14 protein-coding genes are annotated in these 13,798 nt (G+C 45.0%); 3 read left to right on the top strand and 11 right to left on the bottom strand.

The annotated features are described in order from the left end of the window. Window positions 1-10: 10 nt before the first annotated feature. The 4 genes from AAA938_RS11375 to AAA938_RS11360 form a co-directional block, all read right to left on the bottom strand. Window positions 11-229: a hypothetical protein gene (locus AAA938_RS11375; RefSeq protein ID WP_338228851.1), complete on the bottom strand. Its 219-nt coding sequence runs from the start codon at window positions 227-229 to the stop codon at window positions 11-13. Window positions 230-301: 72 nt separating this feature from the next. Then, entirely contained in the window at window positions 302-1,654 is a 1,353-nt protein-coding gene (locus AAA938_RS11370; protein WP_338228850.1) for an FAD-dependent oxidoreductase, read from the bottom strand. Window positions 1,655-1,678: 24 nt separating this feature from the next. Continuing rightward, a complete protein-coding gene (gene kynU, locus AAA938_RS11365) occupies window positions 1,679-2,965 on the bottom strand; it encodes a kynureninase (RefSeq protein ID WP_338228849.1) in 1,287 nt (428 codons plus the stop codon). A 96-nt stretch (window positions 2,966-3,061) separates the two neighbouring features. Next, on the bottom strand, window positions 3,062-3,574 hold the full coding sequence (locus tag AAA938_RS11360; RefSeq protein ID WP_338228848.1) for a 3-hydroxyanthranilate 3,4-dioxygenase: 513 nt from the start codon (window positions 3,572-3,574) through the stop codon (window positions 3,062-3,064). Between the two features lie 212 nt (window positions 3,575-3,786). On the opposite strand from AAA938_RS11360, the gene AAA938_RS11355 reads away from it, so the two are divergent. Together AAA938_RS11355 and AAA938_RS11350 are read left to right on the top strand one after the other, a co-directional pair. Continuing rightward, window positions 3,787-4,773, top strand: coding sequence for a dipeptidase (locus AAA938_RS11355; protein WP_338228847.1), 987 nt, complete (start codon window positions 3,787-3,789; stop codon window positions 4,771-4,773). After that, window positions 4,773-5,381 (top strand): thiamine pyrophosphokinase, encoded by a 609-nt coding sequence (locus tag AAA938_RS11350; RefSeq protein WP_338228846.1) that lies wholly within the window; start codon window positions 4,773-4,775, stop codon window positions 5,379-5,381. Before AAA938_RS11355 ends, AAA938_RS11350 begins: the two co-directional genes overlap by 1 nt. Before the next feature lie 78 nt (window positions 5,382-5,459). Here the strand turns inward: AAA938_RS11350 and AAA938_RS11345 are convergent, their stop codons facing one another. The 7 genes from AAA938_RS11345 to AAA938_RS11315 form a co-directional block, all read right to left on the bottom strand. Next, complete coding sequence (locus tag AAA938_RS11345; RefSeq protein ID WP_338228845.1) at window positions 5,460-5,807, bottom strand: hypothetical protein; 348 nt, start codon at window positions 5,805-5,807, stop codon at window positions 5,460-5,462. Window positions 5,808-5,861: 54 nt separating this feature from the next. Continuing rightward, window positions 5,862-6,470: a nitroreductase family protein gene (locus AAA938_RS11340; RefSeq protein WP_338228844.1), complete on the bottom strand. Its 609-nt coding sequence runs from the start codon at window positions 6,468-6,470 to the stop codon at window positions 5,862-5,864. 81 nt (window positions 6,471-6,551) lie between these two features. After that, complete coding sequence (locus tag AAA938_RS11335; RefSeq protein WP_338228843.1) at window positions 6,552-7,184, bottom strand: hypothetical protein; 633 nt, start codon at window positions 7,182-7,184, stop codon at window positions 6,552-6,554. Further along, entirely contained in the window at window positions 7,177-7,395 is a 219-nt protein-coding gene (locus AAA938_RS11330; protein ID WP_338228842.1) for a DUF433 domain-containing protein, read from the bottom strand. The genes AAA938_RS11335 and AAA938_RS11330 overlap by 8 nt, the downstream gene beginning before the upstream one ends. Window positions 7,396-7,405: 10 nt before the next feature. After that, entirely contained in the window at window positions 7,406-7,588 is a 183-nt protein-coding gene (locus AAA938_RS11325) for a hypothetical protein (protein WP_338228974.1), read from the bottom strand. 5 nt (window positions 7,589-7,593) lie between these two features. Next, a complete protein-coding gene (locus AAA938_RS11320; RefSeq protein WP_338228841.1) occupies window positions 7,594-9,105 on the bottom strand; it encodes a S10 family peptidase in 1,512 nt (503 codons plus the stop codon). Between the two features lie 205 nt (window positions 9,106-9,310). Next, a complete protein-coding gene (locus AAA938_RS11315; protein ID WP_338228840.1) occupies window positions 9,311-11,542 on the bottom strand; it encodes a TonB-dependent receptor family protein in 2,232 nt (743 codons plus the stop codon). 133 nt (window positions 11,543-11,675) lie between these two features. Between AAA938_RS11315 and AAA938_RS11310 the strand changes: the two genes are divergently transcribed. Continuing rightward, window positions 11,676-13,727, top strand: a complete 2,052-nt coding sequence (locus AAA938_RS11310) for an alpha-L-fucosidase (protein WP_338228839.1) — start codon at window positions 11,676-11,678, stop codon at window positions 13,725-13,727. Window positions 13,728-13,798: the final 71 nt, after the last annotated feature.

Here is a 13,798-nt window from a genome sequence, read left to right as displayed (position 1 = left end):
TAATTGATTTTTACTTCATCATAAATTTTACTTTTTCAATCGAGATACTTTTACCCTCATCCAACTGTCTTATTCCTTCATTCGTGGCTTCTTGATCCTCAAGTGGCAATTGATCCCAAAAATCAACCTTATCCTCAATCATCAAAAGATTTTTTATTGTCTCAAGAATCTTTTCATTATAGGTCTGAGGGATAGCAGCAATTAGACTTTTCATAATCTCGATATCCATGCCTGATAAATTTTTATTCGATTTAACGATTTCAAATTCAGTTTCGGATAGATGAATAGGAAAAGCCGGTGATTACACCGCCTTTGCTGTTTCCATCTGATTGATGATGTCCTCGTAGTCGAGTTTATTCCAGTTTTCGGTGATCAGCGGGTCTGCCATCACCTTGTCCATGATGGCTTCCTGCAGCTTCCCTTGGGCATACGCTTCTGAATAACTCATGTCGGAGAAAGTCACCATAGTGTAAAGCGGAATCCACTCTTTCGGGTACAAATCGTAGAGCTTGGCTTCGATTTTTTTGCGAAGCAAAAACTTCGGATCCGCGACGCTGTCCCTCATTTCAATAAAGTTCTCCATCGCCAGCTGGCAGATGGCATCGGTATCCGGCTTGCGCTTTTTCTGGAATTTCTCAAAAACCAGGTTCCACGCGCTGTCTCCGTACTTTTCGATCAGTTCATTGAGAATAAAACAGTCCTCAAATCCACAATTCATACCTTGACCATAAAATGGCACCATCGCATGGGAAGCATCTCCGATCAGCAGGGAATTGCCTTGTACCCAAGGATAGCATTCGATATTGATCAAAGCCGAGGTTGGATTGCGGAAAAACTCCTGCTTCAGATCCGGCATCAGATGATAGGCATCATCAAAATAGTTTCTGAAGATGGATTCCAGATCCCGCTCATCCTGAATTTTGTCAAAACAGACTTTCGTTCCCTCAAAAGGAAGGAAAAGCGTACAAGTGAAGGATTTGTCAGGATTGGGCAAAGCAATCAGCATAAACTTCCCTCTCGGCCAGATATGCAAGGCATTGGGATCCATGGCAAATTCTCCATCAGCAGTCGCCGGTATGGTCAATTCCTTGTAGCCATGGGAAATATACTCCTGCTTGTAATTGAATCGAATCTGACGGATCATAGACATTCTGAGCGCAGAATAAGCACCATCAGCTCCGAAAATGACCTGCGGCTCCAGTTTCTTTTCTCCCTCCGGAGATTCGAAAGTGATCTGACCGCTTCTGAAATCTACCTGCTGACAGAGATGCTCAAAGTGCATGTTGGCACCCAATCGCTCTGCTTCCTCAACGAGAAGTTGGTTGAATTTTCCTCTGGAAATGGAGTAAATGGCCTGATCTGCTTTTCCGTAAGGGATAAAAGTCGTGCCTCCATGCTCATCATGGATTTTTCGTCCATACATGGGTATAGCCAAAGGAAGTACCTGATCTTTGAGGCCTACCTTTTCCAAACTTTTCCAGCCTCTGTAGCTGAGAGCCATATTAATGCTTCGGCCCCCTTCAAAATACTTGGTTTTGCGGGTATCCGGCCTTTTGTCATAAACAGAGATATCCAGGCCTTGACGCTTCAGATATATTGCCAAAAGGCTCCCGATAAGTCCGGCGCCCAGAATGGTCACTTCGTTGTTTTTCATGAATTTGGTATTGAACCGCTTCTATTAAGCGAATTTCTCCAAGGATTGTTCCAAAATCTTAGCGAAGCGGTACACATCCAAGAAGCTGTTGTACAGAGGAGTAGGTGCCAGACGGATTACATTGGGGTTTCTCCAGTCGCCTACAACGCCGTGTTTGTAAAACTCATCGAAGACTGCTTTGCCCCCCCGATGAATCAGCAAAGATAGTTGGCAGCCTCTTTCTGCCGGGTTTTTTGGGGTGATTATTTCCAAAACTCCTGATTTTCCGCTGATTTGCTCGATCAAAAACTCCAAATAACCGGTCAGTTTTTCGCTTTTGGCCCGGAGATTTTCCATCCCTGCTTCCTGAAAAATATCCAAGGAAGCCTGATGTGCAGCCAAAGCCAACGCATTGCTGTTCGCCAATTGCCAGCCGTCGGCTCCAAACATCGGCACAAAGCCCTTTTCCATTTTGAATCGCTCGCCTTCATCGTGTCCCCACCAACCGGCAAATCGAGGCAAGTCTGGTCGCTCGGCATATTTTTCATGGACAAAAATCCCCGAAACATTGCCTGGTCCTGAGTTCATGTATTTGTAACTGCACCAAGTCGCAAAGTCCACTTCCCATTCGTGAAGCTTCAAAATGGCATTCCCAGCCGCATGAGCCAGATCAAATCCAGCTACCGCTCCTACTTCATGTGCGGCATGGGTGATGGCTTGGAGGTCAAAAAGCTGACCGGTGTAGTATTGAATTCCGGCCATATTGACCATGGCGAGGGAGTCACTTTGTTTCCGGATTTCGGCTAAAATATCCTCTGTCCTCAGGGTATGCTCTCCCGGCCTTGGATTGATTTCTATCAAAGCATCTGCCGGATCCAAGCCGTGAAATTTGATCTGAGTTTCCAGCATGTATTGGTCAGATGGAAAAGCGCCTGCTTCGACGATTATCTTGTATCGCTCTTTTGTCGGGCGGTAAAAGGATACCATCAACAAATGAAGATTCACTGAAAGATTATTCATCGCCACGACCTCGTGCTCTTGGGCTCCGAGGATTTCGGCCAAAGCCGGTTTGGACTTTTTACGGATGTGATACCAAGCATCCTCTCCGTGAAAATGCCCGTCCACAGCCAAATCCGCCCAATTGCTTAATTCTTTTCCGAGGTAATCTTGGACAGACTTGGGCTGAAGTCCCAAGGAATTTCCGCAGAAATAAATGGCTTCTTTTCCGTCTACTTTGGGAAAATGAAATCGGGATCGGAAATGGGCCAAGGTATCTTGGGCGTCCATTTCTTGGGCAAAGGATTCGGAGTATTGGTATTGGATTGGGTTCATAGTTTAGTATTGAGTTGTTGCAAGGTTGCAAAGTTGTAAGGTTTGGGACTCCAAGTGTAAGCTTTACAACCTTCCAACTTTTCTACTTTCCAACCTTCATTTTTCCATCACAGTCCCACAATTTTTGCAGGTTCTCAGGTCCATGTTGGACCAGAATCGCTCCATAATCGGAGGCAATTGGGTGACGATATCGGTCAGCTCGACATATTCTTCATGGAGGAGATTGCCACAGTTTTCGCAGTGCCAGATAAAGCCGTCTTTCTCCCCGGGTCTTCTGTAGCGCTCCATCACCAGTCCAATCGTATTGGCCGGGCGACGAGGGGAATGGGGAACTTTTGGAGGTAAAAGGAAAATCTCTCCTTCTTTGATCTTGATGTCTTTGGGCTTACCGTCTTCGATGATTTTCAGGACGATATCGCCTTCGAGTTGGTAGAAAAACTCCTCCCCTTCATCATAGTGGTAGTCTTTTCTGGAATTGGGACCACCTACGACCATCACGATAAAGTCATCGTTGCCTTTGTACACCTGCTGATTACCTACAGGAGGCTTGAGCAAATGACGGTTTTCATCGATCCACTTTTTGAAATTGAAGGGTTTTGCAATGGCCATGTTTGATCGGGTTTGAGTAAAGATTCCTTCCAAATATAGGTATTGAATCTATAATCAGTGGTCAATTAGATTTTGAACAATTGTCCAAATAATGCGGTAAAATTCTTAACCATTTTAAAAGGGTAAAAATTGCTAAAACCTTCGAGGATCTTCAGTTCCTCGTAATTCGTACTTCGTAAATCGTACTTTTGTTTATAAAAATTCCAAAACCCATGACATACCCAATAGCCGATTTGCATTGTGATCTGTTGTCCTTCCTGGCGAATGTTCCTAGGGCAGACCCTTTTTCCAAAGATCAAATTGCCTGTGCTTTTCCATGGATGAAAGAGGGTGGAGTCCGAATGCAGGTAATGGCCATTTACACCACGGTGGAACTTGGAAGTATGCAGTTGGCTACCCGTCAGGCGGAGATTTTTTCCGATTTGCTTCGCAAAAAGAGTGAAACCGTCACCCGATTTGATGCTGATTTTATAAAAAATCAAACTCCTGAAGGACCAATCGGCATCATCGCCTCGGTTGAGAATGCGGCTGGTTTTGGCAATGAGTCGGCTACTTGGCCGGAAATCTACAGTCAGTTTGATTCAATTGTCGAAAAGGCAGGAAGTCTGGCCTATATCAGTCTGACCCATCATACCGAAAACCGATTCGGAGGTGGAAATTATACCGAGGGAATTGGGCTGAAAGAAGATGGAAAGCGACTGCTCGATTACATGGCGGGAAAGCGGATTCCGATTGATCTTTCCCATACTTCGGACTTGCTTGCGGAAGGGATTTTGAATCATATTGACAGACATCATCTCCCCATACCTGTCATCGCCAGCCATTCCAATTTTCGGGCGATTTGGGATCACAAGCGGAATCTCAGCGATGAATTTGCCCAGGAAATCATCCATCGGGAAGGGATAATTGGAGTGAATTTCTTGCGAGAGTTTTTGGATCGGGAAGTGCCGGAGCGATTGTACGAACACCTGCTCTATGGTGCCAAAATGGGTGAAAATGCCATCAGCTTTGGGGCGGATTTCTTTTACACGAAAGATTTTCCTGATCCGAAGCGGCATCCATTCTATTTTCCTTTGGCAGAAAACTCCAGTAAATACCCAGATATTTTGGAGCATTTGAGCCAAAGCTTATCAGAGGCTCAACTTCGCAAGTTAGCTTTTGAAAATGTGTTTAACTTCTACCAAAAACTCTGGAACTGATGTCCAGCCACCATTTTGTCAAAGAGCAGCAGGAGCCTGCCGTGTTGATTCTCGATACGGAGGGGCTAAGCTTTGATTTGGTTTCTCCGCTATTGGAGTGGGTGCCGACGGTATTGGTTTGGCAGGAATGCTTGGAGCAGGTGCTCAGCTGGGGAATTAAGGTGGATGTGATTTTGGCGGAGGATCGGTTTCAGCGGGAAAACTTACACCTGCTCGAGGAGCAATATCCGGTGAAGTTTCTGACGGCGGAAAAAGGAAGCTTTTTGAATGAAGGCCTGCTTTACCTGAAAGCCACCCAGCACAAAGGAGCTCATTTGGTCGGATTTGCGCATCAGAATTGGGAGGATTTGGCTCCAGAACTGGAGTTCATGGATTTGACCCTTTTGGATGCCGGATGGAAATATTATCCGGTCAAGACCCAGGAATTTAAAAAGTGGTTTGTAGCCTCGAAGATCCGAGTTTTAGGAAAAGAAGGAATGCCTTTGGAAATCAGCAATGCAGATGGGAAACTGTTTTTGCCTCTTATTTACCTTACCCAAGTGGAAGTTCCAGAAGGGATTACCGAGATCAAAGGAGCAGAGATTTTTTGGGTGGGGGAAGAGGTGTAAGATTGAAAAATTTTATTTTTCCTAGATAAACTGGCAAGTCAAAAAAAGGAAGGCTCATCACCTTCCTTTTTTATTGAATTATGAATTAATGACTTCTTCTTTTTCTTCCGGGATGAATCTCTGGATGATTAAAGGAGTCAAGGTGCAGACGATTCCGATGATGGTTTTTATCCATCCAAAATCCGGAATGAAATTCATCAGAATCACATAAATCCCGCAAAACAAGAAAATGGTCTTCAACCAGATTTTATCAAAAGCCCAAGCGAAGGTGAGATAAGCTATTCCAATAAGGCAAAACATGGCTGTACTTAGGAGTCGGTTGGTTTCATCGGTGAAATCCAAAAACCAATCTGCAACATGTCCCATTAAAACAATCCATAAAAGTGTTTTGTAAATGCTAATCGCATTCTCCTTCAAAAATCTCATCTCTTTAGAATTTTAAATTCTAAGTTAAAGCCAATCTTGTTTTGAGTCAAGAGCCTACTCCCTCACCCAATTGACTTTTTCTCCAATCGGCTCGCGCTTTCCGGCAGGCCAGTTGTCGGTAGCAGGTTTAGCCACGTAGAAGAAGCCCATCAGAATATCCTCTCCTTCCAATCCGAAATCTTCTCGAGCCTCCGGCCAGAATGTCGGACCTCCTGTTCCCCAATAGCAAGCCAATCCATGGGCACAAGCGGTCAAGTACATATTTTGAACCGCCATGGCAGTCGCTGCGATTTCTTCCATCACCGGAATGCCAGAACCTTCAGTTCGCTTCATCAAAATGGCAATCACATGGGAAGCTTTGGTTGGGTTTTCTTTGAATTTCTGGTAGGTGGCTTCGATAAAGGGAGTTCCATTTTTCTCGGCCCGCATCTTGTACATTTCGGCCTGATAGTCACCAAATTTCTTCAAGCCCTCACCGGTGTAGACAATAAATCTCCAAGGTTGGGTGAGTTTGTGAGTTGGGGCCCAGTTGGCGTTTTCGAGCATTTCCTCGATGATGGAGTCGGCTACTGGATCATTTTCTTTGAATTGGGCGACAAACATAGATCGACGTCCACGGATAATTTTGGTTACTTCTTCGGTATTGAAATCGGGTTTTTGCATGGTGATGGTTTGGATTTACACTGTTGGAAAATTAAGCGAGATTGATTGAAAAAAGGTTCCTTTCCATTTAGAATAATTCAATTAGCCAAAATAGCATTCGATCACAAAGGCAAGTGGTATCACACATTCTTCTGTCCAACCTGATTCGGGATTACGATAATAAACATATACCGTTTCAGATTTTGGTTTGCGAATAAGAACAAAGGCGTAATTCGAGTAAATGATGGGTTCTGCTATGTAGACCATCGACTCATCCTCTCTCTTTCTTTTCAATTTTGTCTTTGAGCTAAGTTTATTTTTATCTAAAAATTTGGCAGAGAGCTCTGAACCTAACTCCGGAAGCCTATCCAATACAGCTGGTAATTCCTCATCAGTAAATTTATAAAGCAATAAAAATTCCTCCGATTTTAGTTCCAATAAGCGATCTATCCAGGAAGGATCTCCAATGGATTGATGATAAAGTTTAAATTCGTCGTTTTCATGACGATGATAGGTCAAGTTTAGCAATTCATATTGATCATCAGTCAGCTCTTTAGAGGTGGACTCACTTTGTGCGAAGGCAAAGTTTAAGTTAATCCCAAGGGAAAAATAAAGACTGAAAAAGACTAACAAATTGAATGGTCTTTTTACCATTTCCACGTTTAGAATTAATCTCAGTCCTAATCTTGTTTTCATTTTATTACAAAAAGTAAAGCCATAAGTTTGACTAGGCATATTTCAACTTCTGCTCCCGATCTGCTGCAAATGCTAAGCAAGCTTTTAGCTGATCTATTGTCAACTCTGTAAAATCAGCCATTATCTCTTCCATACTCATTCCAGAAGCCATCCAGCCTAGGACATCAGACACACTGATGCGAGTCCCCTTAATAAAGGGTCTTCCAAATCGGATATTGGGGTCGATGCTTATGTAAACCAAATAATTCATAGGCTATAATTTACGGATGTTTTTTGGATTGGTCTGAAATTTCATCGTCTTTCCAATCGTTTTCCGGATCCAAAAGAAATGATTCGTCCTCGAAAACATCAGGGATTAAGAGCTGGTCATCATCCGCCTCATGCATTTCCTTAAAAGCCTCAGCCCATCCTTTTCGCGGTTGATTTTTTTGCAAATCTTCCATGATCTTTACTTCAACATCCCCTCCAAAAACTTCCTTACATCCTTGGCCAAAGCATCAAAATCTTCCTGTCGGTTATACATCATGTGGCCGGCTTCGTAGTAGGTCATTTCGATGCGATCCTGAGGAAAATTGTGTCGGGCAAAGGTGTATTCCGAATCAAAAAACGGAGTGATCAAGTCGTAATACCCATTGGCCACCATCACTTTCATCTGCGTATTTCGGTGCATGGCTTCGCTCAAAGCCCGTGCTGTACTCACATAGCTCGGTTCCCAGTAAGCTCCATCCGGAACAGGTTTCCAGTTCCAATTGCCACCCATTCCCTCGGCAGATGTGAAATAGGGTCGGTCCATGGTCACCTTTAAATCCCGCATCAGGTAGTCGTTAAACACAGCCGTATAAGCCGCTCCGGTCATGTAGCTTGCTGGGTCTCCCAAAACAGGTCCTTCGGCTACTTTGTCGGTTTCGGTTGCTAAATATCTTCCATCCAAGGTTCCAATAGCTTTTCCCTCTTCCCGAAGCAATTCCTTCTTGAATCGGTGCATCAGAATTTGATTATCTGAGCGCAAAATGTAGCCTTTGTCTAAACCTGTAAAATAGGCCAATTTCTCAGCGATTGCCTCTTTTTGGGCTTGGGTTTGCTTTTCTCCCAAGAACAATGCCTCCAAATATTCTCCATAGGCAAACTCCCTAGCCTCTTGTGCAAAGGCTTCGATGGTTTTGCCTTTTCCGGCTTTTCCATGATACCAAGCGGTCACTGCCTGAGAAGGGAGATAAGTGAAAAAGGAGGTGAGGTTATCCGCCCAACTCGAAGAACCGGCATAATCCAAGGCCTGAGAGATGAGGATAATTCCGTTCAAAGCCATGGTTTGTCCGCCTTCTTCGAGTACTTCCGCAACCTTAGCTGCCCGGGTGGTGCCAAAGCTTTCTCCAGCTATGAACTTTGGAGCTTGCCATCTTCCATGCTGAGTCACCCAAATCCGCATAAACTGAGCTACTGAAGCCGCATCTTCATTCAAACCCCAGAAATCGGAGGTTTTTCCCACACCTTCTACTTGGCTGAATCCCGTCCCAATCGGATCGATGAAAACCAGGTCTGTGATGTCTAAAAGTGCCTGATTATTTTCCACAAATCGATAAGGCGCGGCCCCGTCATCAGTTTTGGCTTCGGAGTCAGTCTTGACTACTTTTGGTCCAAAAAAACCCATGTGCAACCAAATCGAGGCTGATCCCGGTCCTCCGTTGAATATAAACAGCACCGGTCTTTTGGAAGTGTCAACACCCTCTCGGATGTAGGAAGTAGACCAAAGCGCTCCGGTGACTTCCCCTTTGCTGTTTTTCAAAAAAGTCTCTCCGACCACTGCCTTGTAGGTGATTTTCTGGCCATAGAAAGTGCCGGAGTGAGGCGTTTCAAACTTCTTTGGATCCCGAGGAACCCATTTGGTCTCGGTTTTTTCTTCTTGGGAAAAAGCCAAAAAAGAAATAAAAAACGCAAAGATAAATAAGGTTAGCTGCTTCATGATTTTGCTGAAATACAATTGAAATATAGTGGAAATATACTTCGTAACATTCCATGGAAATAGATCCTGATAAATCAGGATGAAATACTTGGGATCATGTCGACTTTCTATCTCACTGAGCGAAGCGAAGTTTTTTTCTATTGTATTTCGCGTAGCTTATTTCAACTTTGTGTATTTCGCGCAGCGTATTTCTACTGCGGTCCGTTCAATAATTCAATCCAACTTTCACTCCCCCATACCAATTCCTAGTCGGTGCCGGCTGAAAGAATCGACCTCCGAAAGCATTCAGGTCATTACCCAAGCTGTAGCTTTCGTCCAATAAATTATCCACTCCCACGAAAACCTCGAGATCGAAATTCCCCAGACTTTTCACCCAGCCTGCTCTCAAATTAACCAAGTTGTAGGCTTCCTGATAGATCGTATTGGCATCGTTGAGAGGAAGCTCTTCGGTAAACTGATGGGTAAAATTCAGGTAAATTCCTGCATGGGTTCTTAGGTCGATTCGGCTCACCAAGGTATGAGGAGGCACACCCGTAAGGTCATTTCCGGAGAAGTCATTGGCTCCTTTTGAATAGTCCGCAAAGGTGAAAAACTGCCCGGTGTAGGCGGTTCCGACCAGAAATTCCTTGAGGAATCCATTGGCATTTCTTAGGATGGCATAATCCACTGAGGCTTCGATCCCTTTTTGGTCCGTCGAACCCGCGTTTCGGAAAAGAACGACCCCGTTTTCATTGGTGAAGGTGGTGATTGTCTCGTCCAGTTTGAGATAGTAAGCAATCAGCTCGACGTTGAACTTTTCTTTTCCCAAGCGATAGCCGACTTCGTAATTGATCCCTTTTTCTGCTTCCAAGTCAAGATTGACACTTCCTTCATTAGTTCGGACTTCGTCGATCGTAGGAGGAGAAAAGCCGCTACTGATCGAGCCATAGACCGAACTGAATGAGTTCAGACGATAATTCAGCGCAACTCTTGGTACTACAATCGGGTCAAAAGTTCGGGTTTGAAGCCCAGTCGGCCCTCCTGCAGCATCGATCTGCCGGTCAATTTCGTAACCGGAGAAGTTTTCACTTAAACCTAAAGTGAACAAGAGCTTTTCTGTGAAATTCAATTCAGCTTGCTGGAAAAAGAAGCCTTGGTAAGCCCGAAGCTTGTCAGCAAATCGAACTGTGTCAGCCACTCCGTTGCGGTTGCCGAAGTTTTGGGCATCTGTGATTCCATTTTGGTATTCCGCCCCGGCAATCAGGCGAAGCGCTTTTTCGCCCAATCTGCCCTCATGAGTGAATTTGGTACGGAGTCCATACCCAAAGCCCAATTCCTTTTTATAATCCAGGATGAATGGATTTTCGAAATTGTTGGTGTTGAGATAGATCGTCGTGTTGTTGCTCGTTTTCTCTGAAAATCGGTATAAATGCCCCAAAGAAAGCAAGATTGCCTGTTGGGAAATAGAGCTGTTTTGGTTGACCGAACCCGGGCGGGCTTGGGTTGGATCTTCCGCCAATTGGTCTGCATTGAGCGCTCCGGGAATCTGGTAATCGAGGTCTGAAATCAAGAGTTGGGTGCGGATTTCCTGCTTTTCGGAAACCGGAAAAAATCCCCCCAACTGAAATACCTGACGGTCTACTGCAGAGTGCTCCCGATAGCCATCCGATTTTTGACTGACAAAAGAAGCTTCGATCCCACCTTCTCCCACTTGCTGGGAAATTCCCAATCGAAATCGTGAAAGCCCAAAATCTCCAGCTAAAAAATCGGTGGAAATGCGGTTTTCTGCCAAATTCGGCTGACTATACAGTGAAATGGCTCCCCCATTTCCTGCACCATAAATGCTGCCGGAAGGTCCTTTGATCACTTCCGAGGTACGGATATTGGACAAATCCAACAGATTTAAAGCCGTAGTCCCATCGGGTGAGGTAAAAGGCACCTCATTCCAATAGACTTTCACATTTCGCACTCCGAAAGGTGATCGAAGCGAACTACCCCTGATCGAAACCCGATAACTGGCCGGTGCCCGCTCTTCGATTCTGACCCCTGCTTTTTGATTGAACGCGTTGACAGGAGAAATCTCATTGAAGCGACTAAAGTCCCGTTCTGAAACTCGGACCACGGCTGCCGATTGCTCCAAAAGAGGACGCTCGGATTCGAATGCAGTCACGGTTACTGCAGAAAGATTGAGCACGCTTGGGATCAGTTGCACCTCAAACTCTCCGCTGGAAAAAGATTGTTCCAAGCTTTCATAGCCTTCCAAGGCGAAGGAGATTTTCAGGTTTTCTCCCGGAAAAGAGACGATGCCCGATGCGTTGGTTCTTTGAATGGTTTTGTCTGCTTTTACCCGGACATTTTCCAGAGGAAGTCCGCTGATCTGATCGGTGATTTTGAGTTGGATTTGAGCTTGTAGCCCAAAAGAAATCAGGAAAAAGAGTAGGGTGAATGCTTTTTTCATGAAGGAAAATTACAAGGAAAGACTTAGACAAAAGCCGATTTTCTGTGCAAAGGTTTCCAAACCTACCCGGTGGTCAATTTTTGTTTTTGATTCCCAAGCAAAATCGGTAGGTTTTAAGCTTAATTTCCCAATTATGAAGAAGTACGCTTGGCCACTTTTAGCGCTTGGATTGAGTTTTTGTGCCGAAAAAGCCGCCCCTCCAGAACCCATTTTACCCATTCCTACCGAGCGTCAGATCGCCTGGCAGGAGCTGCAGTTTTACGGCTTTGTTCATTTCAACATGAATACCTTCTCCGATCGGGAATGGGGCTTTGGAGATGAAAAACCGGAGCAGTTCAACCCCACTGCCTTGGATGCAAGGCAATGGGCACGAATTGCCAAAGAAGCTGGAATGAAAGGGCTGATCATCACGGCCAAGCACCACGATGGATTTGTCCTTTGGCCATCCAAATACACCGAACATTCAGTGAAAAACAGTCCTTGGAGGGATGGAAAGGGGGATTTGATTCAAGAATTTGTAGATGCCTGTCGGGAATATGGGCTCAAAGTCGGGATTTACTATTCCCCTTGGGACCGCAATCACCCTGACTATGGCAAGCCCGAGTACATCACCTACATGCGCAATCAGCTGACTGAGTTACTGACCAATTATGGAGAAATCTACGAGGTCTGGTTTGACGGGGCCAATGGAGGAACAGGCTGGTACGGCGGGGCAAATGAGGAGCGAAAAGTCGATAAATTCAGCTATTACGATTGGCCGACTACCCAAGCGCTTGTTCGAGAGCTGCAACCCAATGCTATGATGTTTTCCGATGCGGGCCCCGATGTGCGTTGGGTGGGAAATGAGCATGGATTCGCTTACGAGACTACTTGGTCTAATCTCATGCGGGATTCAGTTTATGCCGGAATGCAGGATTTTGACCGATGGGCCACAGGTCAGGAAAACGGAACCCACTGGGTGCCTACCGAGTCTGATGTAAGCATCCGTCCGGGATGGTACTACCATGCCTATGAGGATCACAAGGTGAAAACACTGCCCGAACTGATGGAGATTTACTACAAAAGCATCGGGCAAAACAGCTCTTTGCTCATCAATTTCCCGGTAGATACTCGAGGGTTGATTCATGAAAAAGACGAAGAAGCGATCTTGAAAATGGCCGCCAAGATTAAGGAAGACTTTGCGGTCAATCTTGCCACAGAAGCAACCTTTACAGCAAGTTCAGACCGAGGGAAAGGTTATAAAGCGGAGAATCTTAGCGATGGGGATTTCAATACTTATTGGACGATTCCCGATGGTGAGATGCAGGCTTCGGTAGAGCTGGATTTTGGAAAATCAGTTTCCTTCAACCGGCTCTTGATCCAGGAGTTTGTGAATCTGGGGCAACGCGTGAAAGCTTTTTCCCTGGAAAAAGAGGTAAACGGAAACTGGGAAAAAATCGCAGAAGGCACGACGATAGGTTACAAGCGGATTTTGAGATTTTCTGATACCAAAGCACAGAAAATCCGCATCAATTTCCTGGATGGAAAAGGGATTCCCGTGATTTCCGAGATCGGGGTTTACTCTGCTCCGGCTTTGCTTTTTCCTCCCAAGATTACCCGAACTCCTGCAGGGAAAGTCAGCATAGAAGCTCCTGAGAGTGATTTGGAAATCTATTTTACCACTGATGGAAGCACTCCAAAATCAGGTGAAAATGCCTATTTGGGAGAATTTGAAGTTGTTCAGCCAACTACGGTTCATGCGATTGTATTCGATCCCAAATCAGGTAAATCTTCCGATCCTGCCCGAATGGATTTTGACTTGGCCAAAGGGAGTTGGAAAGTCATGTCATCCGATTCTTTAGCCATTCGAGCCATCGACGAGCGGCCCAATTCTTATTGGACATCCAAAACCAATGATTTGACAATCGATTTAAGTCAAGAAGTGGACTTGAAAGGATTTATCTATCTGCCTATGCAAGCCAGATACCCAACCGGTTACATCGCAGAGTATGCCTTGGAAGTAAGTAACGATGGGAAAAATTGGATTCAGATTGCCCGGGGGGAATTTGCCAATATCCAGAATAGCCCGATCGAACAGATGATTCGGCTGGATGTGGTTAAGGCACGATTTGCCAAGCTGAAGGCACTTCGGACTACAGACGGAAATCCGGCAACCTACGGAGAGTTTGGAATAATCACCCGATAAGCCGCTTCTCGTCAAATTCAGGTAGGGATTTTTCCATAAAATCCCTACTTTCTAGCTTCAAATGCTTTAAA

The organism is Algoriphagus taiwanensis, assembly GCF_036245645.1.
GTDB lineage: Bacteria > Bacteroidota > Bacteroidia > Cytophagales > Cyclobacteriaceae > Algoriphagus > Algoriphagus taiwanensis.
The sequence above is the reverse complement of the archived record's forward strand: the minus strand, read 5'-3'. Positions and strand labels throughout refer to the sequence as shown.

Excerpts from the sequence above, each read along its gene's own strand:
- AAA938_RS11375 (WP_338228851.1), bottom strand. The coding sequence starts at position 229 with ATGGATATCGAGATTATGAAAAGTCTAATTGCTGCTATCCCTCAGACC.
- AAA938_RS11370 (WP_338228850.1), bottom strand. The coding sequence starts at position 1,654 with ATGAAAAACAACGAAGTGACCATTCTGGGCGCCGGACTTATCGGGAGC.
- kynU (WP_338228849.1), bottom strand. The coding sequence starts at position 2,965 with ATGAACCCAATCCAATACCAATACTCCGAATCCTTTGCCCAAGAAATG.
- AAA938_RS11360 (WP_338228848.1), bottom strand. The coding sequence starts at position 3,574 with ATGGCCATTGCAAAACCCTTCAATTTCAAAAAGTGGATCGATGAAAAC.
- AAA938_RS11355 (WP_338228847.1), top strand. The coding sequence starts at position 3,787 with ATGACATACCCAATAGCCGATTTGCATTGTGATCTGTTGTCCTTCCTG.
- AAA938_RS11350 (WP_338228846.1), top strand. The coding sequence starts at position 4,773 with ATGTCCAGCCACCATTTTGTCAAAGAGCAGCAGGAGCCTGCCGTGTTG.
- AAA938_RS11345 (WP_338228845.1), bottom strand. The coding sequence starts at position 5,807 with ATGAGATTTTTGAAGGAGAATGCGATTAGCATTTACAAAACACTTTTA.
- AAA938_RS11340 (WP_338228844.1), bottom strand. The coding sequence starts at position 6,470 with ATGCAAAAACCCGATTTCAATACCGAAGAAGTAACCAAAATTATCCGT.
- AAA938_RS11335 (WP_338228843.1), bottom strand. The coding sequence starts at position 7,184 with ATGCCTAGTCAAACTTATGGCTTTACTTTTTGTAATAAAATGAAAACA.
- AAA938_RS11330 (WP_338228842.1), bottom strand. The coding sequence starts at position 7,395 with ATGAATTATTTGGTTTACATAAGCATCGACCCCAATATCCGATTTGGA.
- AAA938_RS11325 (WP_338228974.1), bottom strand. The coding sequence starts at position 7,588 with ATGGAAGATTTGCAAAAAAATCAACCGCGAAAAGGATGGGCTGAGGCT.
- AAA938_RS11320 (WP_338228841.1), bottom strand. The coding sequence starts at position 9,105 with ATGAAGCAGCTAACCTTATTTATCTTTGCGTTTTTTATTTCTTTTTTG.
- AAA938_RS11315 (WP_338228840.1), bottom strand. The coding sequence starts at position 11,542 with ATGAAAAAAGCATTCACCCTACTCTTTTTCCTGATTTCTTTTGGGCTA.
- AAA938_RS11310 (WP_338228839.1), top strand. The coding sequence starts at position 11,676 with ATGAAGAAGTACGCTTGGCCACTTTTAGCGCTTGGATTGAGTTTTTGT.